The sequence below is a fragment of the Streptococcus parapneumoniae genome (genome assembly GCF_037076355.1).
GTDB lineage: Bacteria > Bacillota > Bacilli > Lactobacillales > Streptococcaceae > Streptococcus > Streptococcus parapneumoniae.
In genome coordinates, this window is sequence record NZ_AP026968.1 from 1933325 (window position 1) to 1955672 (window position 22348).

Below are 22348 nucleotides of genomic sequence, written 5' to 3' on the forward strand. Positions count from 1 at the left end.
CCTTTATCATTCCTTATCGAGCAGGGGAATACGGATATCAACTGCCAGCCCTTGCTTGGGAGCTGTTAATAACTGAACTGTCCCTGCCATATCTTCAACCCGCTCCTTGATATTGCGAAGTCCATAACTTAAGTCGTCTAAGCTCCCCAACTGGAAACCAATCCCATTGTCCACCACCTTCAGCTGTACTTCAACATCTGTCTGATAGAGATAGACATCCAAACAAGAGGCCTGGGCATGGCGGAGGGTATTGCTAATCAACTCCTGCAAAATGCGGAAGATATGCTCCTCAATCTTCTTGGGCAATTTCGTCATATTCTGCTTGAGACTAACCTTGAGATCACTCTTGTCCTCAAGCTCTTTTAGGAGAATTTGAATCCCTTCTATCAAGCTCTTCTGCTCCAGTTCAATTGGTCGCAAGTGCAGGAGCAAGACCCGCAAATCCTTCTGGGCTGTTTCTAAAATAGCTGTGACACTCTGCAACTGGGTCTGCATCTTTTCTCTATCCAATTTCAAAGCCTGCTGACTAACGCCTGACAAAATCATGTGAGCCGCAAACAACTCCTGACTGACTGTATCGTGCAAATCCCGAGCAATCCGCTTCCGTTCCTTTTCTATAATCTCCTCTTCCTGAGCAAGACTCTGATTTTCAGCCTTTTGAAGAGCTTCTGTTAAAAGGTTAAGTTTACCTGACAAGGACTTGAAACTGGCATCCAAATCTGGATCTGAAACTTGAACCACTTCTTGCCCTGCCAACAAACGCTTGAGATTAGTCTGCATTTTTCTTAGAGAAAGTTCTTCAATACCTCGCCAAAATAAGGCTAAGAAACAGGTCATGGACATACTGAACACCAACAACAAAAAGACAAATTTTTCTGTTTTTTCGACATCATGCAAGAAAATAGACCAGTCAAAATCAAGGATTTCCAACAAGCTGTGGGAGAAAAATAAGACAAACAGGAAGGAGGTAATGGCAATGATTACATAAGCTTGTTTTTTCATCCTCTGACCACCTCAACATCCCCAATCATAGTAGTCAAGAAAATCTTGACGCTCTTGTTACTCTTGAGATAGTCTCTTGTTTCTTGATGATAGTGTTCATTGCGGAGTGCTCTCTTAGGCTGGTTGAAAAAAGTCAAATCCCCATAAAGAGAATTAACACTGAGACTGACTTCTACATCTACAGGCACAATGATTTTGGTCGTCCCTACCATCTTTCTGAGGATAATGACATTATCATGATTGGTTAGAATCACCCTCTCCAAATGAATGGTGTCCTTACCCATGAGGCGAAAGAGATTGATATCATCAAACTGGCAAGTCTGGTAGCTTGAAAAATGATGGAGATTTCCAAACCAACGATTTTTCTCCTTCTTAACCGTTACCACCTCTTCAAAAACCAAATTGGTCTGCTCTTTTTCCTGGTTCATCATCGGATAAAGAAGAAAGAGGCTATAGATGACCGCAACAAAAATAGCTAGAATCACAAAAGGATTGAGCATGACGATGAAAAAGAAGAGAATGGTTGCCACCACTAAAAGAAGATTATTCCCCTCTTTACCAGTGTAATAGCGAATCAAAAGCAAAAAGAGGAATAAAATCAGCAGAAAACGCGAAAAATGCTCTGAAACCATCAAAATCAGAGCTCCTGTCAAAAGACAGGCTTCGATAAATAAAAAGATTTTAAATTTTCTCATAGGTTCATCCTCTCCCTTTTATTTTATCACAATTCAAAAAAGTCACCTCAGTCTGAGGATGGAAAAAAGGCGGTGGTTACGCCTTTTTCATCTGATCTTTTGCTTCTTTTAATTTTCCATATAGAAGATAGTCTACTTTTTGCAGATCTGCTATGGTGGTACAATTAAGAGCACACATGATTAAGCGTAAATCCGCTTTCCAGCCTTGGACAATACCAATCACTTCTTCGACTGTGTAGTTTTCAATCAATTCCAGAACTGTTCGAGACAGTCCCACAGCCTTGGCGCCAAAAACTAAACACTTAATCACATCCAGCGGATTCCGAACACCTCCACTGACCAAGAGTTCAACCTTGTCTTTCCATTCTTGAGCATTGAGAAGGGCTTGCATGGTAGACTGGCCCCATTGATTGAGATAATCACGCTGACCACTGCGACGGTTTTCAATATAGGCAAAGCTGGTGCCACCACGGCCTGACAGGTCAAAGGTTCGAACACCCAGTTCATAGGCTCTTTCAATGGTCTTGGCATCCATTCCAAAGCCCACTTCCTTTAAAACGATTGGAACAGGGATTTGTTTACTATAGTCTGCTAGATTCGATTGCCAGCTTCTGAACTTCCTTTCTCCCTCAGGCATGAGCAACTCCTGCATGACATTGACATGCACCTGCAAGAGAACAGGATTCATCTCTTCTACAGTCCGAAGTCCCAACTCAACAGGCTTGTCCAATCCAATATTGGTTCCAAGAAGGAGATTTGGATGACTAGACTTGACAGAAAAAGAGGCATCTGATGGATCTTTGAGAGCCGCACTATAAGAGCCCGTCACAAATAAAATCCCACAGGCTTCTGCCACCTGAGCTAGTTTTTGATTGATTTCTTTACCTTTTTCACTCCCACCTGTCATGGCATTGATATAAAAAGGAAAATCCCACTTTCGACCAGCAAACTCTGTCGACAGATCGACTTCATCCAGGTCGTAAAGAGGCAAAGAAGAATGAATCAACTCCACCTCATCAAAGCTATTATAGGAACTTTTCTGCTCAAGGGCATAGCGGATGTGCTCATCCTTACGATTTGTCGTCATGTCCTATCCTTTCTTGGTATAAGAGCTCAATCCCCAGATTGGTCCAACGGTTTTTTATGGTTTCAGTTGATTGCTCATCAAAACTCAAGGCAATACCACAATCACCACCACCAGCACCGCTACTCTTAGCAATAGCTTGCAAATCTTGACTAGCTTCTTTCAACTGTCTGAGCGAAGGCGTGTAAATATCTGTACTCAAGCTTTCTAAAAGCTGGCTGGCTACTTCTACTTGCTCGATCATTTTTTCTGATTTCCCCTGCTCCAAGGCTTCTACTAAAGCAGCCACCGTTGCTTTTGAAAAACTTAAAAAATTCTGGTCTATATTTTGCTTGATTTGCTGGACCATGTGACTTGATACAGCCACTTCCTTGGTCCATCCCACTAGGAAATCACATTCTAAGGTAGGTTTCACTTGTGAGATAGAAAAGCCCCACTCACGCTCCAAAACTGTCGCCAAGTTTTCTTCTTCCAACCAAGCAGCAACCTTCTGGCGATCAAATGACTGGTAGAGAACCAAATCCTCTGCCACAATACAGGCAAGGTCTCCCATAGAACCATTGTCTCCTCGCTTGAGCAAGACAGCGCTAGCCAACTTGAACAAGAGCTCCTGATTAACTGAAATATCATATAATGCCAGTAAGGACTTGATTACCAAAACAACGACACTACCGCTAGAACCTAAACCAAACTTTTTCCCTTCTCGTTCCATTTTCCCTCGGATCTCCAAAGAAAAAGCTCGCAAGGTCTGCCCACGATGAACGAGGAAATCTTCCACTAAAGCAATCGTTTCTTGAATCAAGCTGTAGTCAGGATTTGGCGTCAAATCAACTGCGAAATCAAACATATCTGAATAGATATGGTAACTATCAGAAAAAGCAATCTCAGCCCTCATATAGATGGGAATATCCTTTATCAAGGCCAACTGCCCTGGCTCTAAAATAGCATATTCACCAGCCCAATAGAGCTTCCCGCAAGTTTTAACAGCAATCATCTTGGCTCAAATCCTTTGTTTTTGACACGATCAGGCGATAACGTTGACCGAAGATTTCTGATAAATGCTCCAAGTCTTTCTCCTGACAGAGGACCTTGACATTGGGACCAGCATCCATGGTAAAGTAGCAGGCTTCCCCTTGCTCACGAAGTTGACGAACAAAGTCTATGGCCTCATAAGAGGCATCGGTCAGATAAGAAAAGGCTGGTGATGCTGTTTTGGTCGTAGCATGCATAGCCAGGGCATTTTTCTCCGTTAACTCCCCAACCTTGGCAAAGTCATTTTCCTTGAGGTAAACCAGCATATCCTGATAATCCTTCTCAGACTGACGCACCCAGTCCTCAAAGGTCGTCGAGGTTTCCACACAAAGTTTCATCCCGTCACGGCTAGAGATTGGTTTTTTCTTATCCTCTAGCACCAACATCATCATAGCTAGTTTCAAGTCTGTCTCTACAGGGTAAATTTCTCCACTATCCTTGTCCCAGGCACCGAGTGGTCCATAAAAACTCCGAGAAGAAGAGCCTGAGGCAAACTTAGCCTCCTGTGCCAACTGGTTCCGAGTCAATCCAAGCTTGAAATAAGCATTGCAAGCCTTGACCAAGGCAGACAAACCACTAGAACTTGAGGACAGGCCCGCTGCCGTAGGCATATTGTTTTGAGTGTCAATACGAACAAAGCCCTCCCCAGCTGGACGGTAACGGTCAATAATCTTGCTCATCTTGGCATGCTCTGCCTCATTTTGTAACTGACCATTGATATAAAAGGCATCAGTCATCGCATCCGTCGGTAAAGATGACAAAGTCGTCTCCGTATACATATTCTCCAAAGTCAGAGAAATACTGCTAGTAGCAGGTACCATCTCTTTTTCTTTTTTCTTTCCCCAATATTTGATAATAGCAATATTTGCGTAGGAACGTACTGTTACAGGCTCTCTATCCATGTCTGAACAGCTCCTTTCTCTTCTAATCTTTCCGCTAGTTCTTGAGCTTGAATCAAATTGGTTGCCAAGGCTATGATACAGCCTCCAAGCCCACCACCGCTCATCTTGGCACCCAGAGCACCATAACTAAGAGCCGTTTCAACCAAAGAGTCTGCCTCAGGGCTACTGACACCAATTTCTTTTAAATGTAAATGCGCTTGACTGAGGATTTGTCCCAGTCCTTCAGCATCTTTTCGTGTAATTGCTTCTTCCGCATGCTGGGTCAATTCTCCCAAGGCATGCAAAAATGGTAGGGCGTCTTTCCCCTTACTTTGAACCACTTGGATGGCTTCACGAGTTTGACCATAAACACCCGTATCGGCAATCACCAAATAGGCGGATAGAGCCATCTCAAGCTCTGTAAATCCTACGCTCTTGATAAAGCGAATAGGCTGGTCACTGAGACAGGTCTTAGCATCCAAACCACTTGGATTCATATGGGCAATCATCTCAGCCCGATTAACCAAGATTTCTAGTACATCATGAGGCAGTTCTGCTTGATAGTAGTCAAAAACCGCACGAATGGCCGCTATGCTGATAGCAGCTGATGAACCCATTCCCCGTTTTTCGGGGATAGCCGAGTCAATCTCACAGCGAATGCAGGCTTCTTTGATTTCCAAATACTCCAGCGAAGCATAAACTGCCATGGACAAGGTATCCTCCTCATAAAGGCGCCAAGGACTCGCTGCAGGAACTACCTTACAAGTCACCTCCACCTCCAAAAGAGGCAGGGAAATAGCAGGATAACCGTAAACGACCGTATGCTCCCCTATTAAAATAATCTTACTATGTGCCTGACCGACACCAATTTTTTTTGTCATTTTTTCCTTTTACTAGACGAAAAAGCCGTCTCATTTTTTCATACAAGTATTGCTTCTCTCCTATCTATTTTATTATATTTTCACAAAAAAAGCGATTGTTTCCTTCACAATCGCTTTTCCCATTATAGGGATATATTTCCATCATTTTATTATTTAAACGATTTCTAGCATATCCTATTCTTCTCGTTTTTTAGGAAATACCGTCAAAGCACCTAGGAGAGATAAGCCACCTAGAGCTACCAACCATTCATCTTGTTGACTACCTGTCTGAGGTAGTTCATCCCGCTTGTGCACTTCAGTACTTCCTTGATCCCAATTCTCTGAAGGAATTGGAATAGGATTTGGGGTTGGTTGCGGTGATGGCTGGGGTGTTGGCTGGGGTGTTGGCTGAGGCTCAGGTTGAGGTACTGGTTGGGGATTAGGTTGCGGTGATGGCTTAGGCTCCGGTTTTGGTTCTGGCTTAGGCTCCGGTTTTGGTTCTGGCTTAGGCTCCGGTTTTGGTTCCGGCTTAGGCTCCGGTTTTGGTTCTGGCTTAGGCTCTGGTTTTGGTTCCGGTTGCGGTTCTGGCTTAGGCTCCGGTTTCGGTTCTGGCTTAGGCTCTGGTTTTGGCTCCGGTTTCGGTTCTGGCTTAGGCTCTGGTTGCGGTTCTGGCTTAGGCTCTGGTTTTGGCTCCGGCTTAGGCTCTGGTTTCGGTTCTGGCTTAGGCTCTGGCTTTGGTTCCGGTTTAGGCTCTGGCTTAGGCTCCGGTTTTGGTTCTGGTTTAGGCTCTGGTTTTGGTTCCGGCTTAGGCTCCGGTTTTGGTTCTGGCTTAGGCTCTGGCTTAGGAGTCGGTGCGTTAGCCACGAATACCCATGTTCCTACAAACTCTACATCTGCTTTATTTACTGCTTTATTTTCAGCATCGTAGCTCTTAAATACCCATTTCCCATCATTTTCTGTATCAACATACTCTGTTTTTGTTGGTTGAATTGTTGTTACATTTGATTTATCTACATAACGGTTTTGGTCTGTTGGTTTATAGCCTTCTATTGCTGCTGGCAATGTCTTACCTGGTGTCCCACTTTCAAATTTATATGTTACACCGTATTTATTAGCTTCGAACACCCATGTTCCTACAAATTCTACATCTGCTTTATTTACTGCTTTACTTTCTGCATCGTATTTTTTAAATACCCATTTCCCATCATTTTCTGTATCAACATACTCTGTTTTTGTTGGTTGAATTGTTGTTACATTTGATTTATCTACATAACGGTTTTGGTCTGTTGGTTTATAGCCTTCTATTGCTTCTGGCAATGTCTTACCTGGTGTCCCACTTTCAAATTTGTAGGTTACACCGTATTTATTAGCTTCGAATACCCATGTTCCTATAAACTCTACATCTGCTTTATTTACTGCTTTATTTTCAACATCGTAGCTCTTGAATACCCATTTCCCATCATTTTCTGTATCAACATACTCTTTAGTTGTTGGCTGAATTGTTGTTACATTTGATTTATCTACATAACGGTTTTGGTCTGTTGGTTTATAGCCTTCGATTGCTTCTGGTAATGTCTTACTTGGAGTCCCACTTTCAAATTTATAGGTTACACCGTATTTGTTAGCTTCAAATTCCCATTTTCCTATAAACTCTACATCTGCTTTATTTACTGTTTTACTTTCTGCATCGTAGCTCTTGAATACCCATTTTCCATCATTTTCTGTATCAACATACTCTGTTTTTGTTGGTTGAATTGTTGTTACATTTGATTTATCTACATAACGGTTTGGGTCGGTTGGTTTATAGCCTTCGATTGCTGCTGGCAATGTCTTACCCGGGGTTCCACTTTCAAATTTGTAGGTTACACCGTATTTATTAGCTTCGAATACCCATGTTCCTAGAAACTCTACATCTGCTTTATTTACCTGTTTATTTTCAGCATCGTAACTCTTGAATACCCATTTTCCATCATTTTCTGTATCAACGTACTCTGTACTTGTTGGTTGAGTCGCACCTACATTAGCTTTATCTACATAACGATTTTGGTCTGTTGGTTTATAGCCTTCTATTACTGCTGGTAATGCTTTACCTTCTGTTCCACTAACGAATTTGTATGTTACACCATACTTATTAGCTTCGAATACCCATGTTCCAATGAACTCCACATCTGCTTTGTTTACTTGTTTTTTAGCTTCATCATAACCTTTGAAGACCCATTTTCCATCGTTTTCTGCATCTATATACTCTGTAGTTGTCGGTTGTGTTGGTGTTACATTCGCTTCATTTTCGTAAGTAGCTGTATCTTTTGGCTTATAGTTTTCGATTACTGCTGGTAATACTTTTCCCTCTGTTCCACTTTGGAATCGGTAGGATACATTATAAAATGTAACATAACCTAGTTCTAAAACGTTAGCTTCTACTTTGTTAATAGGTAAATTTGTAGCTGAATCCAGGCTTAACCAGCCACTACCGATTCTACCTGCACTTGGATGAACATTACCCTCAACAGAACCTGTTACTTTTAGTACTGTATTTCCATTTGTATCTGCTAACTCTTTGGCTTTATCTTGATTAATACGAACAACCATCTGATTGATTTCTTCATCACTCTTATTAGGGAACAAGGCTTTAAGTTCTGTTGATGTAAGAGATCGAAGTATCATATTGCGCATAATTGTTTCAGCAATAGACTTACCTTCATCCGGTTTTACTACACTTTCAGCTATACGCTCATTTCGTTCATTTTCCGGTCTATTACTATCATATCCGTTTAAAGATCTAAGAATCATTCTAAATGTTATATTATGGTTACCTTTAGTTTCAACACCAAATGTGACTCTAGGGTCCGTATTACTAACGATTGAATTAAAGCTATCTTTTGTATTTCCTAAGGCTGTCCCTTCTTTTGAATACACATTTAGGATTTCCTTCGTTCCATCTTCCTTAATTCCAAGAGCATACAATGGTCTCCATGAGTAACCATTAAACTCTGCATATAATTTTTCCGGAACAACTAAATCTTTGTCTAAATTCACATTTAAGTCTACATAGGTGTAAGTTTTTTTCTTTTCATCTAATTTAAAGTTATTATCCTTGTATGTGTTGGATAAAACCGGACCAACATATCCTACATGAGGATTTCTATACACAGTCATCGCTGTAGTTTTATCCATTTCAAACTCAGCTTTTAAAACCACTTCATTCACTTTTGTAGTATCATTATTGTCCGGTTTATACTCATCAATGATACGGCGGGTATTTTTTTCTTTGTCTTTTGTTTCTTTATTTAAATTAGTATTAGGTAATACTTCTTCTGATTCTACATTCGTATCAATATGAACCTTATTATCATTAATGGCAAATTTATTCATTCCACCTATAATCGCAAATCCCATAGAAAATTTATCAGCAGGGAAAGGTGTATCTTGGTCATTTAGACTGGCATAAACACCATATAGCTTAGAATCAGCTGACAAGCCATTCGGAAAGGCTGTAGCTATAGTGTCTTCTGCCGAGAACAGTCTTGCACCATCTGCAATTTTCCCATTTACTGGCGGCATATCAGACCAACCAAGAAAAGTTTTTGCAGCGCCACGGAAAAGACCTGGATTAGATAAGGGACTCCCTAATTTATCTGTAGCATTCTTATATGTATTTTCAGTATCTTTTTTTTCGTGTGATTCACTTGTCCATTGACCAATAAGACTTACTTTACCATCATAATTTGCTGGTTCTGTTGCTCTTTCAAGCCCTCTAGGTTTCTCATTATTATTTCTTGCTTCAACATTATCTTCTGGCTTAATAGGCCCATTTTCTGTTGATGCAGCTGTATTTGTATTGGTATTTTCTATTTCTGTGTCACCAGTATTAGCACCAGAAGTGCCTAGTGTGCTTGTTGTACTTGCTGAACCTGGTGTACTTGGTGGGGCTGGTGTGCCTGATACTGGTTCGCCTGCTCCTGGTCCATCCGCTTGAACAGTCGCCACACCAGTTGCAAAAAACAACACCGAAGCTACTGCTACACTAGCTACTCCCAAATGATGCTTTCTAATAGAATAGCGTAAAACTTTTTTCCCGTTTTCTTCACATTTTCTTGACTTAAAGTTCATTTTCAACCTCATTTCTTTTTTACAAATGGGTACTTATACCCCCCTTAAATATTTAAGTATTTAAAGAAGGTTCGATTTTTAAGCCTAAAATTGTAATTGTTATGGTGCTTTCAAAAAAACACTTGATATTACACTAACATTATATACCTTTTTCTAAAACATGTCATGTAAAATTGGGCAAAAACTCAATTTTGTTAAAAATAAGTAAATAAGTAAATCTTTCCACAATAAACCGCATATTATCAAGGTTTTGCCACCTGATAATATGCGGTTTTCTGATTTTAAAAACTTTTTATCCAGTATCACTTCGTGAAACTGCACTCTTACTTAAAATTTATCTCAAATTACAAAATACTATCATTATTTATCGAACCCATTCACCATTATAATTGACAGAATAGCCATCTACGGTCGTATTCACTGCCAAAGCACCTGAACTGTAAGCATAGCACCATTTTCCATTGACCTGGAACCAGCCTGTCGCCATGGCTCCTGATGAACGGAGATAGTACCACTTGTTACCAAGGTTTTGCCAACCTGTTTTCATATCACCATTTTGCTGGTCTAAGTAGTACCAAGTTGAGCCTTCCTGATACCAACCCGTCGCCATGGCCCCCGATGAACGGAGATAGTACCACTTGTTACCAAGATATTGCCAACCAGTTTGCATGATACCAGTTTCTGGATCTAGATAGTACCAAGTTGAATCATCATTGATCCAACCAGCACGTCTTTCGCCACCAAGGTAGTCTTTCCCTGAATAACCTGTTTTTGCTAAGTAATACCAGTTAGACTGATCATAAAGCCAACCTGTTTTTAAAGAATGGTCTTGATCAAAGTAATAATTTGCTAATTTAAGAACTTCTGAGCCTTCAAAGCCTTCACCATATTTTTTGCCAACATTTAACGAATCCTTAACTTCTAATTGTTTCCATCCAACAAATTCTTGAAGAACCCCATCTTGGTTAAAGTAGTACCACTTCGGTTGAAGGGCAATTTCGAAAACTGGTCGATTATCAAATAAATCATCACGATAACCTGTCCCAGGGATTTCTAAGTATTGCCAACCGACTACCATTTCTCCACTATCACCGAAATAGTAGGTTTTACCGTCTATTTTATGCCAATAGATTGCTTTATGGTCATCTTTTATATAATATTTTCTATTATCCTTATCAACAAACTGTCCACCTGTAGTATCCGCCAATACTGTACTTGTCGCTAGCAAACCAAAGAAAAATACTGCCAATGCGATTGGCATCAATTTTTTTATTATTTTCATTAGACCTATCCTCCATAACTGATTGTAGCAAAGACCTGACTGCATGTCAATATATAAAAACTCCTCAAAAAAAGCAATTACATAACTGCAACTGCTTTCTATTCTTGCATGGTGTAACCAACACCACGAACGGTTTTAATGTAGCTTTTTTGACCTTTTACATCAAGCTTGCTACGTAGATAGCGGATATAGACATCCACGATATTAGTCTCTGTCGCACTTTCGTACTTCCAAACACTTTCCAATAACTGCTCACGAGTCAGAACTTTCTTGCTTCCCATAAGAGTAGCCAAAAGGTCATACTCACGACGGGTCAGGGCAATCATCTCTTCGCCACGATAAACGGTATGATGTTCTACATCCATACGCAGATTGCGGTAAGACGTTGGAACCTTCATCTGACTACAGTGTTGGTCGATGAAGTCCCGACCTCGGAAAATCGCTGAAATACGAGCTACCAGATTCTCAATAATAACCGGCTTATAGATGTACGAAACGGCAAAGCGTTGGATTGTCTCAATCTGATCTTGCAATTCTTCACGATGGTCCAAGACCATGATGACTGAAGCTGGCTTAGTCCGACTCAGCTTGTCTGCAAAATCCTGGGCTGTCATATCCCCCAGACAAGCATTCAATAAAATCAAGTCATAGTCTGTCTGAAGAGCCATGGAGAGGGCTTTTTGCCCCTCCTCAACCTGATCAACTCGGTATTGCTCTTTTTGGAGTTCCAAACTTAAAAAATGAGCTAGATTTCGTTCTTTCTCAAGTAATAAAATCCGTTTCCCCATGGCAGACCTACTTATTTTTCGTCATACCAAGAGTAGTGGAATGTTCCTTCTTTGTCTTTACGTTGGTAAGTGTGGGCACCAAAGTAATCACGTTGCGCTTGAATCAAGTTAGCTGGAAGGTCAGCTGAACGGTAGCTATCAAAGTAAGTAATAGCTGCTGAGAAAGTTGGCACTGGTACACCAGCTTGAACCGCAAGAGCTACGATATCACGCACTGCTTGTTGATACTTAGCAGTAACATCCAAGAAGTACTCATCCAAAAGAAGGTTAGCAAGGTCTGCATCACGGTTGTAAGCATCTGTAATCTTTTGCAAGAAACGAGAACGGATGATACAGCCATCACGCCAGATAGATGCGATGTCTGCAAATGGCAAGTTCCAGTTGTTTTCTTTAGAAGCTACACGCAATTGCGCAAAACCTTGTGCGTATGAAATGATTTTTGAGAAGTAAAGGGCTTGACGGATTTTTTCAATCAACTCAGCCTTGTCTCCTTCAAATTTGAAGTCAGCTGGTTTTGGAAGAACCTTGCTAGCATGTACACGTTCTTCTTTGTAAGTTGAAATGTAACGTGCAAATACTGACTCAGTGATGAGTGACAATGGCACACCAAGGTCAAGTGATGATTGGCTAGTCCATTTACCAGTTCCCTTGTTACCTGCAGCATCAAGGATGTAGTCTACGATTGGTCCATCTTGGCCTTCATCGTCTTTACGGCTCAAGATATCAGCTGTGATTTCAATCAAGTAGCTGTCCAATTCACCCTTGTTCCACTCAGTAAAGATTTCAGCCATATCTTCTGCTGAAAGACCTAGCAAGTGTTGCATCAAGTCATAGCTTTCTGCGATCAATTGCATATCACCATACTCGATACCGTTGTGAACCATTTTCACATAGTGACCAGCTCCATCAGGACCAATGTAAGTCACACATGGTTTGCCATCTTCTGGTGCTTTAGCTGAGATTTCTTCAAGAACATCTGCAACCAATTCGTAGGCTTCTTTTTGTCCACCAGGCATGATAGAAGGACCTTCAAGGGCACCTTTTTCACCACCAGAAACTCCAGTACCGATAAAGTTGATGCCTGAGTTTGCCAATTCTTCATTACGACGGATTGTATCTTTGTAGAAAGTGTTTCCTCCGTCGATCAAGATATCACCCTTATCAAGGTGTGGAAGAAGGGCTTGGATAGTAGCATCTGTACCAGGTCCAGCTTGAACCATGAGCATGATGCGACGAGGTTTTTCGATTGAGTTTACAAAGCTTTCAACGTCATAGCTTGGTACAAAGTTCTTTTCAGGATGGCAAGCAATTACATCTTCAGTTTTTTCTTTACTACGGTTGTAAATAGCAACTGTGTAACCACGAGATTCAATATTAAGGGCAAGGTTACGACCCATTACGGCCATACCAACAACACCAAAGTTAGCTTTTGTCATTTGACACTCCTCTTGTTTAATTTGTTTTATTTTATCATTTTTACTTTTGAAAAGAAAGAATTTTGTAACGACTGCTTAGTAGTCCAAGTCATCCGCATGTCCAGAACCATTTCCAACAAAGTAACCTGTCTTACAGTTAAGGGTAAAGAGATAGGTTCCGTCTGGCTTGTAGAGGTTGTAATAACCATTGCCATTAACGATATTGACACGTTCGAGGATGTATTGGTTACCAGTGATATAACCACGCGAACGTGAAGTCGCTAGAATTTGTTCCAAGACACCATCCGCAAAATCCCAGGCAGAGTTATTACTATCATCTACAGCTGATTGATTGAACGGTACACGACTTGAAGCTCTCTGAAGGTTAACTCCAGAACTTGATAAACCGCCATAGCTATCATCCCGCGCAGAAACTGAATTATTTGATGAGGCGCTTGAAGATGGACTGGCGTTACTTGTAGTATTGTCGGTAGAAGAATTTGAACTTGCTTGACTAGAACTGCTAGTTTGACTTGAACTTGAGCTAGAGCTAGAAGTACTTGTTTGCTGGCTCTTACCAAGGCTGATAGCCTTATCTAGCACTTTATCAAGCTCCGTATTTCCAGTTTTAATATCTGTAAATTTAGCATCCGATTTGGCTTTGGCATTGGTATCCAACACACCATCCACAATAGCTGGTTTTTCAAATTGTGCATTGACATCTTGAATGGCCTTGATTTGCGTTGCTAGACTATCATATTTAGATTTGGCAAGCGTATGTTCACGACTACCTTCCAGCTTATCAAGTAAGGTCTTGAGTTGACTTAGTTTATCAAACTGGCTATTTTTCAAAGCCGTTTTATTACTGTCTGTGTAGAAGGCGTCATAAAGTGTATTAAAATCATCCACATCCGATTGATTGGCTGTAGTTGATTGAGAAGTTTCAATTTCCTTGGTCGAGCGATTCACTTGACGGTAGACATAATAAGCACTGACACAGATAATTACTGATACAAGCGCCAAAGCGGTTAAAACAAAGCCTTTTTTGCTTTTCTTTTCTGAGTCTTCTTGTTCCAGACGAGAAAGGTTTTGCTCCTCTTCCACTTCTTCAGTCATTTCTGTTGGATTTTCATCCTCTAGCAATAGAGGATCCAAGCCTTGCTCCTCATCGTCCAGAGGCAAGGGTGGTAAGATGTCTTCAGAAGATGGAACTTCCTCCGAATAAGCTTCTGACTCTTCTACAGCCTCACGCATCTCTTGAATTAAATCATCCAGACTCTGAGTTTCGACTAACTCCTCTTTTTTGTATTGACGAGTCGCAAACTTATCCGCCTCAATTTCATCTCTGTGTTGCTTGACATACTTGTCCAAAATGGAATCTTCAGGCAAGACCCCTGCTTCTACTTCTTCATTTTTACGAATGGCTTGACCAACTGTTAGCTCTTTCGCTTCATCAAAATCAAATCGCGGTTCTTGGTTTTCTTTTTTATGACGATTCCGTCTTTTCTTACTCATGGGTATCCCTTTCTATTTTAACTCTTGGCGTTTAACACGTTGACCAAAATATTGATACAGATCCACTTTCAAGGTTCCGTTGTATAACTTACGTTTCTTATCCGCCTGACTACCGTACTTGGTCTCAAAGGCTTCATCACTAGTTAGAATAAATTTGCTCCAAGTTTTCAGTGGTGCAAATACTTGCCCCATCTCAGCATAAAGCTTGGTCACCCCTGCATCATCTGATAAACGTTCTCCATAAGGTGGGTTAGAGATAATCACTCCATTTATTTTATCAGAACGTAAATCCTGCACGCGCATCTGCTTAAAGGTAACATCTCCTGCAACACCAGCTGCCTGAGCATTGGCCTTAGCAATTTCCACCATACGTGCATCAATATCACAGCCCATAATATCCAGTTCAAGCTCACGATCCACTTTTTTAGCCGCTTCTGTACGCACTTCTTGAATCAAGCGATCACTAATCCAGTTCCATTCCTCAAAGGCAAAAGAGCGACGAAGTCCTGGTGCCATCTTTCGAGCAATCATGACAGCCTCGATACAGAAAGTTCCTGAACCACAGGTCGGATCAATCAAAGGCTTGTCTGGATACCAGTTAGAAAGTTGCAAAATAGCTGCCGCCATGTTTTCCTTGATAGGAGCCCCACCTTTTTCAGTACGATATCCTCGTTTAAAGAGACTAGACCCGGTCGTATCAATCATGACAGTTGCCACATCTTTGAGAATAGAGACCTCAATCTTAAACTCTGGGCCATTCTCCATCAGAGGAACCCCTTCTGGACGAGCATAGTGTTTCTGCAATTTCTTGACAACAGCTTTCTTAGAAATAGCCTGAACACTGGGTTCATTGTGTAGTTTGGACTTAACACATTTGGCTTTTGAAATCGGAAACCGAGCTCCGAGTGGTAAATAATTTTCCCAATCTAGGGCGAAAACTCCCTGAAACAGTTCCTCAAAAGTCTTAGCTGGGAACGTTCCTACGATAATTTTGATACGATCTGCTGCCCGAAGCCAAAGGTTGGTTTCGATAATAGCTCTCACGTCTCCTTGAAAACGAACACGGCCATTTTCAACCTGACAATCGTAGCCCAACTCTCGCACTTCTCGTCCCACAACAGCTTCAAGACCTGCTGCCACAGTTGCAATTAAATTAAATTCTTTTTTCATGTTACAGTCTTGCAAGACCTTTCTATATGTCCACTTTAAAAAATGAGGTTGAGAAAATTTCTCAGCCCCAACCTATATGCAATTTTCTATAAGCCATGTTTTGTTCCAGAAGTGACTAGGACCACTTCCTTCGATAATCATCTGTCTACCACTAACAGCTCTAGCTGATAGCAGTCAGAATACTACGTTCGTTTCCGCGTACTCCATGCCCCGACCAAAATTTGGGTTGCTAGCTTGAGGGGTTTACCGCGTTCCACTCTCTCTGTTTCCAGAAAGACTCCGTCACTGTGGCACTTTCAAGCCTACTCTGGCCTATCCAAGGACTTAGCCATTTCAACTGCCGTAACGATTTCTCGTCCCTAGGCTTATGGTTTCGCCTAGCACAAACACTACAGGCATCACAGCCTGTGCTAGCATGGACTTTCCTCATGAGAAGCAATTCTCCTCACGCGATTATCCAAAAATTGCATGTAACAAGACCTGAATTACAAATCAGTATTGTCTAAAATTTGTTTACCGAATACTTCTTTTTCAAGACGATTCAAGCGTTTCAAAATATCAAAATTCGTCATAGAAGATGAAGCAGCCACATCAATTGGATCTGGGTGACTAGGACTTGGAGCCGAACTCACTTGCGGTTTACGAGTTAATTCTTCCTTCAAATCCGCAATCTCCTGACGAAGTGACTTGACCAAGGCAGCATAGGTTTCATAATCCTTGATGACATCGTCTAAAAACTCATCAACTTCTACCTTGCTATAGCCACGGACTTCACGTCCAAACTCTTGTTCAAAAATATCTTTCGCTGAAAAAATAATACTTGCCATGTCTCTCTCCATTCTCGCTTGCTAGTATTATTATATAAAAAAAGGCAAACAAAAATCAAGGTCAAAGCTTCAATTTTCGGAAAAATTTTCAGCAAGTTCATTTAATTGATCAAATGTTAATCTCTTTATAAAATAGTCCTCTTGATTTTTCATCTTTTGGTAAAAATAAGCTAGTTTCGTTTCATTTTCTTCATCATAAAAAAGATAGGAACTAGTCGTGTTTTCCAGCAAAAACTGCTGGTAATCTCTTAACTGCCCCTTGTGTTCATAGCAAGGATAGGCATATTTGACAAAGTCTACCTGCTTAAAACGACTCAGTTTCATCTGATTGCCTTCATTCCAATTTTCCCCATGGGTTTCAAAAGCAAAAATGGTGGCCAACTGGAAACCGTACTCGGTTTTCATCTCCTGAGCAACCTCTAAAACCCAATATTCAAAACCCAAACTTCCTGTAAACACAAGCCAAGACACCCCATCTGCTGCCATAGCCTCTAAATCTTTACGTATTGCTTTTTTTATCAATTTAAGACGAGGATCCTTATCAGAAAACAAACCCAAATCAAAAGCAGAATAGCCCAAAACCAAAGCTGTAGCCATTTTTAACCCTTTCTGTGCAAATTTATGGTATAATAGAGTGATGTTATTGTACCAATAAGGAGAATTATGGTCAACTATCCACATAAACTTTCATCACAAAAAAGACAACCATCTCTTTCTCAACCCAAAAATTTCGCAAATCGAGGAATGTCTTTTGAAAAGATGATCAATGCTACCAACGACTACTATTTGTCTCAGGGCTTGGCTGTTATACACAAGAAACCAACCCCTATTCAAATCGTACGAGTGGACTATCCACAACGAAGTCGTGCCAAGATTGTTGAAGCCTATTTTCGACAAGCTTCAACGACGGACTATTCTGGCGTTTATAATGGATATTACATCGACTTTGAAGCCAAGGAAACAAAACAAAAACGTGCGATTCCGATGAAAAATTTTCATCCACATCAGATTCAGCATATGGAACAAGTCCTTGCCCAACAAGGAATCTGCTTTGTCCTTCTTCACTTTTCTTCTCAGCAAGAAACCTACTTATTGCCGGCATTCGATTTGATTCGCTTCTATCATCAAGATAAGGGACAAAAATCAATGCCACTTGGATATATTCGAGAATATGGATATGAAATCAAGGCTGGTGCCTTCCCTCAAATTCCTTATCTCAATGTTATCAAAGAACATTTATTAGGTGGTAAAACAAGATGAACAAACCAACGATTCTGCGCCTAATCAAGTATCTGAGCATTAGCTTCTTAAGCTTGGTTATCGCAGCCATTGTCTTAGGCGGAGGAGTTTTTTTCTACTACGTTAGCAAGGCTCCTAGCCTATCCGAGAGTAAACTAGTTGCAACAACCTCTAGTAAAATCTACGACAATAAAAATCAACTCATTGCTGACTTGGGTTCTGAACGCCGCGTCAATGCCCAAGCTAATGATATTCCCACAGATTTGGTTAAGGCAATCGTTTCTATCGAAGACCATCGCTTCTTCGACCACAGGGGGATTGATACCATCCGTATCCTGGGAGCTTTCTTGCGCAATCTGCAAAGCAATTCCCTCCAAGGTGGATCAACTCTCACCCAACAGTTGATTAAGTTGACTTACTTTTCAACCTCGACTTCCGACCAGACTATTTCTCGTAAGGCTCAGGAAGCTTGGTTAGCGATTCAGTTAGAACAAAAAGCAACCAAGCAAGAAATCTTGACCTACTATATAAATAAGGTCTACATGTCTAATGGCAACTATGGAATGCAGACAGCAGCTCAAAACTACTATGGTAAAGACCTCAATAATTTAAGTTTACCTCAGTTAGCCTTGCTGGCTGGAATGCCTCAGGCACCAAACCAATATGACCCCTATTCACATCCAGAAGCAGCCCAAGACCGTCGTAACTTGGTACTTTCAGAGATGAAAGGTCAAGGCTACATTTCTGCCGAACAGTATGAGAAGGCTATCAATACTCCTATTACTGATGGACTCCAAAGTTTGAAATCAGTCAATAGCTACCCAGCATATATGGACAATTATCTCAAAGAGGTTATCGACCAAGTAGAACAAGAAACTGGCTATAACCTTCTAACTACTGGAATGGATGTTTACACAAATGTAGACCAAGAGGCTCAAAAACGTCTGTGGGATATCTACAACTCCGATCAATACGTCTCTTACCCTGACGATGATTTGCAAGTCGCATCTACGGTCGTAGATGTTTCAAATGGTAAAGTCATTGCCCAACTTGGAGCTCGTCACCAAGCAAGTAACGTTTCATTTGGCACCAACCAAGCTGTAGAAACCAATCGTGACTGGGGTTCTTCTATGAAACCAATCACTGACTATGCTCCCGCTTTAGAATATGGAGTCTATGACTCTACTGCTTCTATTGTACATGATGTTCCTTATAACTATCCTGGTACTGATACTCCACTCTACAACTGGGATCATGTCTACTTTGGAAACATTACAATCCAGTATGCTCTTCAACAATCACGAAATGTCACGGCCGTTGAGACTTTGAATAAGGTCGGTCTAGATAGAGCTAAAACCTTCCTTAATGGTCTCGGTATCGACTACCCAAGTCTTCACTACTCAAATGCCATTTCAAGTAACACAACCGAATCAGACAAAAAATATGGAGCAAGTAGTGAAAAGATGGCTGCTGCTTACGCTGCCTTTGCAAATGGCGGCACTTACTATAAACCAATGTATATCCATAAAGTCGTCTTCAGTGATGGAAGTGAAAAAGAGTTCTCTAATGTCGGAACTCGTGCCATGAAGGAAACCACAGCCTATATGATGACCGACATGATGAAAACAGTCTTGACTTATGGAACTGGACGAAATGCCTATCTTGCTTGGCTCCCTCAGGCTGGTAAGACAGGTACTTCTAACTACACAGATGATGAAATTGAAAAACACATCAAGAACACTGGCTATGTAGCTCCAGATGAAATGTTTGTTGGTTATACTCGTAAGTATTCTATGGCTGTATGGACAGGTTATTCGAATCGTTTAACTCCTATCGTTGGAGATGGTTTCCTAGTTGCAGCTAAAGTTTATCGCTCAATGATGACCTACCTGTCTGAAGGAAGCAATCCAGAGGACTGGAATATGCCGGATGGCATCTATCGAAATGGGCAGTTTCTTTTCCAAAATGGAGCAAGACCTACTTGGACTGAAACAACATCCCAATCATCTTCAACCGAAAGCTCATCAACAAGTGCAGAAAGCTCTACTAGCCTAGCACCAACCACAAGTCCTGATGCTAGTACTAATGGTCAAAATCAAGCACCAAATGCACCAGGAGCCAATCAAAACCCGGCTCCACAGACTCCTCAGACCCCTCAAGTTCAACAACAACCACAACAGTAAGATGAAAGAAAATCCTGAGAATAAAAACTCAGGATTTTTTCATTGTCAAAATGAAATACAGAAATCAAGTACATTTTCCCACAATAAAACGCATACGATCAAGGCTTTCATCACCTGACAATATGCGTTTTGCTTTTAAAGACTTTTTGCTCAGTCTCTTTTTATCTTATTTCACATGTTTTGCGAGTTCTTCTTGCGCTTTTTTATTGGATTCTGCTTTTTCTTTCATCCATTTTTCTTGAGCTTTTTGATATTCATCTGCAGTAACTGCCTTGTCTTGAAGTTCAAGGTATTTATACAAGACTGGGTCACTTGTACCTTTATTTCCTGACAATGCAAATGGTATTGTAAATGGTACCATCTTAGACAAGATTGGACGACCAGTTTTAGAAGTTGTTGGGATGATCAAGGCACTATCTGTCAACCAAGCTTGGGCTGCTGCGTATTTATCATATCGTTTAGCAACATCTGTAGTCTCATCACCAGCTTCAGTAACCAATTTTTCGTAGTCATATAGACCTACTTTTTTAGCAGCTACATTATCTTCCCCTGAGTCAAATCCTAAATATGTTTTAGTGCTTTCTCCTACAGATGGTTTGATAATATCAAGGTAGGTTGATGGATCGGCAAAGTCTGGACCCCAACCGACATTATCTGATAAATCCCAGTCTTCGCCAGCAGCATTTTCGGCAAATAGAGTTACATTAAGCAATTCATCTTTTTGCAATTGTTGGATATCAATAACGACATTATCAGTTCCTAAAGTTGCTTCCAAGGATTGTTTCATAGATTGGACACGTTGAACTTTTGTAGTTGCTGTCTGGTCAACTGGCATATCCAAATGAATTGGGAAAGTCACACCTTCTGCCTGCAAAGCTGATTTAGCTTTAGCAAATTCAGCCTTGGCTTTTTCTGGATTGTAGAGACCATCTTGTGAATCGGCCAGATTAACATCCCTCCATTCATCCCCATAAGTCACTAATTTCTCTTTGACTATATCGCCAAAGTTTTTCCCATCTGCTTGAACAAATGTTGGTGGCACAAAGAGATTACGCAAGATTTTGCTTGCTCCAGTTTCTCCATTCAACTGAGAGGCATAGGCTGTACGGTCAAAACCAAAGGCAATAGCCTGACGGAAATCCTTGTTTAAGAGAGCCTTTTTAGTAGATGTCTTTTGTTCTTCGCTGGTCTTAGATGTGTGCTTATAAGATTGACGGTCAATATTTGTCCCTACTAGATAAGTCGTAGAGTCTTGTTGAGTATAGACAATATTGTCTTTCATACTCTTCTCGAGCTCTGCGAAGCTTGCACTTGTTGGATAGAGACGAGCTGCTGTAAGGCTACCATCTTTAAAGTTTTCTGCTGGTTTGCTGGTATCTTGCCCATCCCAGAATGACAATTTGACCTTGTCAATATGCACATTGTCCTTATCCCAGTAGTTCGGATTTTTCGCAAATTCAACAGAGGATTTAGTTACAATGGATTTCAACAAATAAGGGCCGTTATACAAGAGACTACTTGGATCCGTAGCTTTGGCAAAATCATCCCCTTTTGAATTCAAAAACTCTTCATTGACTGGCGCAAGCACACCCATGGTTGTTTTAGAATTCCAAAAAGTTTCAGGTTTGTTCAAGGTGTATTGGACTGTCTGATCGTCAAGGGCTTTAATCCCGACTTGAGCAAAGTCTGTGATTTCACCTTTGGCATAGGCATCCAGACCTTTGATTGAATCCTGTACCAAGTAAAGGGCTTCTGCTTTCTTATCTGTTGCATATTTAAGTCCTGTTACAAAGTCCTGAGCCTTAACAGGAGCGTACTCTTCTCCCTCAGATGTATACCACTTGGCATCCTGACGAATCTTATAAGTATAAGTCAAGCCATCCTTAGAAACCGACCAGTCTTCTGCCAATGAGGGAATAAGGTTCCCGTATTTATCATTTTCAAGTAATCCATCGATCACATTACTAGTAATCTCAGAAGTTGCTGCCTTACCAGTTGTCAAATAGTTGAGATTATCCGGATGTGTCTCGTAGGTAAATGCAAAGGTTTTTTCACCTTGAGCGCCTGAACCCCCAGAACAAGCAGCCAAAACACCAGCTGCTAATAAGGTTACTCCCGCAAGAGCTAATACTTTTCTCGTTTTCATAGCATTCTCCTTTGTTTTTTTATTCATTATAGACTCTTTTTCAAGTTCTGTCAATAGAATTTTCTGAATTTTAAGAGTTATTTGTTATATTTGATATATTCTGAAAAATAAAATTGTTC

At 40.8% G+C, this 22348-nt stretch carries 17 protein-coding genes and 1 other RNA gene; 2 read left to right on the forward strand and 16 right to left on the reverse strand.

Annotation, left to right across the window (positions count from 1 at the left end; genetic code table 11):
* Positions 1–6: 6 nt before the first annotated feature.
* The 15 genes from SP4011_RS09640 to SP4011_RS09710 all read right to left on the reverse strand — a co-directional run bounded on the left by SP4011_RS09640 (position 7) and on the right by SP4011_RS09710 (position 17258).
* Positions 7–1002: a sensor histidine kinase gene (locus SP4011_RS09640; protein WP_338619086.1), complete on the reverse strand. Its 996-nt coding sequence runs from the start codon at positions 1000–1002 to the stop codon at positions 7–9.
* Positions 999–1697: a cell wall-active antibiotics response protein LiaF gene (gene liaF, locus SP4011_RS09645; protein ID WP_338619087.1), complete on the reverse strand. Its 699-nt coding sequence runs from the start codon at positions 1695–1697 to the stop codon at positions 999–1001. Before liaF ends, SP4011_RS09640 begins: the two co-directional genes overlap by 4 nt.
* A gap of 76 nt (positions 1698–1773) precedes the next feature.
* Positions 1774–2784: a type 2 isopentenyl-diphosphate Delta-isomerase gene (fni, locus tag SP4011_RS09650; RefSeq protein ID WP_338619088.1), complete on the reverse strand. Its 1011-nt coding sequence runs from the start codon at positions 2782–2784 to the stop codon at positions 1774–1776.
* Positions 2768–3775 carry a phosphomevalonate kinase gene (locus tag SP4011_RS09655; protein WP_338619090.1) on the reverse strand — a complete coding sequence of 336 codons (1008 nt, stop codon included), beginning with the start codon at positions 3773–3775 and terminating at the stop codon, positions 2768–2770. The genes fni and SP4011_RS09655 overlap by 17 nt, the downstream gene beginning before the upstream one ends.
* On the reverse strand, positions 3762–4715 hold the full coding sequence (gene mvaD / locus SP4011_RS09660) for a diphosphomevalonate decarboxylase (protein ID WP_338619091.1): 954 nt from the start codon (positions 4713–4715) through the stop codon (positions 3762–3764). The genes SP4011_RS09655 and mvaD overlap by 14 nt, the downstream gene beginning before the upstream one ends.
* Positions 4697–5575: a mevalonate kinase gene (mvk, locus tag SP4011_RS09665; RefSeq protein WP_338619092.1), complete on the reverse strand. Its 879-nt coding sequence runs from the start codon at positions 5573–5575 to the stop codon at positions 4697–4699. Before mvk ends, mvaD begins: the two co-directional genes overlap by 19 nt.
* Before the next feature lie 174 nt (positions 5576–5749).
* Positions 5750–9664: an SHIRT domain-containing protein gene (locus tag SP4011_RS09670; RefSeq protein ID WP_338619093.1), complete on the reverse strand. Its 3915-nt coding sequence runs from the start codon at positions 9662–9664 to the stop codon at positions 5750–5752.
* Between the two features lie 364 nt (positions 9665–10028).
* A complete protein-coding gene (locus SP4011_RS09675) occupies positions 10029–10946 on the reverse strand; it encodes an N-acetylmuramoyl-L-alanine amidase family protein (RefSeq protein WP_338619094.1) in 918 nt (305 codons plus the stop codon).
* Positions 10947–11044: 98 nt separating this feature from the next.
* The gene (locus SP4011_RS09680; protein WP_338619096.1) at positions 11045–11734 is read right to left on the reverse strand and encodes a response regulator transcription factor; all 690 of its coding nucleotides are present in this window, start codon (positions 11732–11734) and stop codon (positions 11045–11047) included.
* A gap of 11 nt (positions 11735–11745) precedes the next feature.
* Complete coding sequence (gene gndA, locus SP4011_RS09685; RefSeq protein WP_000158785.1) at positions 11746–13170, reverse strand: NADP-dependent phosphogluconate dehydrogenase; 1425 nt, start codon at positions 13168–13170, stop codon at positions 11746–11748.
* A 75-nt stretch (positions 13171–13245) separates the two neighbouring features.
* The gene (gene mapZ / locus SP4011_RS09690) at positions 13246–14664 is read right to left on the reverse strand and encodes a cell division site-positioning protein MapZ (RefSeq protein ID WP_338619097.1); all 1419 of its coding nucleotides are present in this window, start codon (positions 14662–14664) and stop codon (positions 13246–13248) included.
* Positions 14665–14676: 12 nt separating this feature from the next.
* The gene (locus tag SP4011_RS09695) at positions 14677–15834 is read right to left on the reverse strand and encodes a class I SAM-dependent RNA methyltransferase (protein ID WP_338619098.1); all 1158 of its coding nucleotides are present in this window, start codon (positions 15832–15834) and stop codon (positions 14677–14679) included.
* 84 nt (positions 15835–15918) lie between these two features.
* An RNA gene (rnpB, locus tag SP4011_RS09700) (RNase P RNA component class B) lies at positions 15919–16299 on the reverse strand.
* 20 nt (positions 16300–16319) lie between these two features.
* Positions 16320–16661, reverse strand: a complete 342-nt coding sequence (gene gpsB / locus SP4011_RS09705; protein ID WP_000146532.1) for a cell division regulator GpsB — start codon at positions 16659–16661, stop codon at positions 16320–16322.
* Positions 16662–16730: 69 nt separating this feature from the next.
* The gene (locus SP4011_RS09710; protein ID WP_050216108.1) at positions 16731–17258 is read right to left on the reverse strand and encodes a DUF1273 domain-containing protein; all 528 of its coding nucleotides are present in this window, start codon (positions 17256–17258) and stop codon (positions 16731–16733) included.
* Between the two features lie 66 nt (positions 17259–17324).
* On the opposite strand from SP4011_RS09710, the gene recU reads away from it, so the two are divergent.
* Together recU and pbp1a are read left to right on the forward strand one after the other, a co-directional pair.
* The gene (gene recU, locus SP4011_RS09715; RefSeq protein ID WP_000248774.1) at positions 17325–17921 is read left to right on the forward strand and encodes a Holliday junction resolvase RecU; all 597 of its coding nucleotides are present in this window, start codon (positions 17325–17327) and stop codon (positions 17919–17921) included.
* The gene (pbp1a, locus tag SP4011_RS09720; protein ID WP_050278990.1) at positions 17918–20083 is read left to right on the forward strand and encodes a penicillin-binding protein PBP1A; all 2166 of its coding nucleotides are present in this window, start codon (positions 17918–17920) and stop codon (positions 20081–20083) included. Before recU ends, pbp1a begins: the two co-directional genes overlap by 4 nt.
* A gap of 166 nt (positions 20084–20249) precedes the next feature.
* Here pbp1a and SP4011_RS09725 read toward each other — a convergent pair whose 3' ends face one another.
* On the reverse strand, positions 20250–22229 hold the full coding sequence (locus tag SP4011_RS09725) for a peptide ABC transporter substrate-binding protein (protein WP_338619101.1): 1980 nt from the start codon (positions 22227–22229) through the stop codon (positions 20250–20252).
* Positions 22230–22348: the final 119 nt, after the last annotated feature.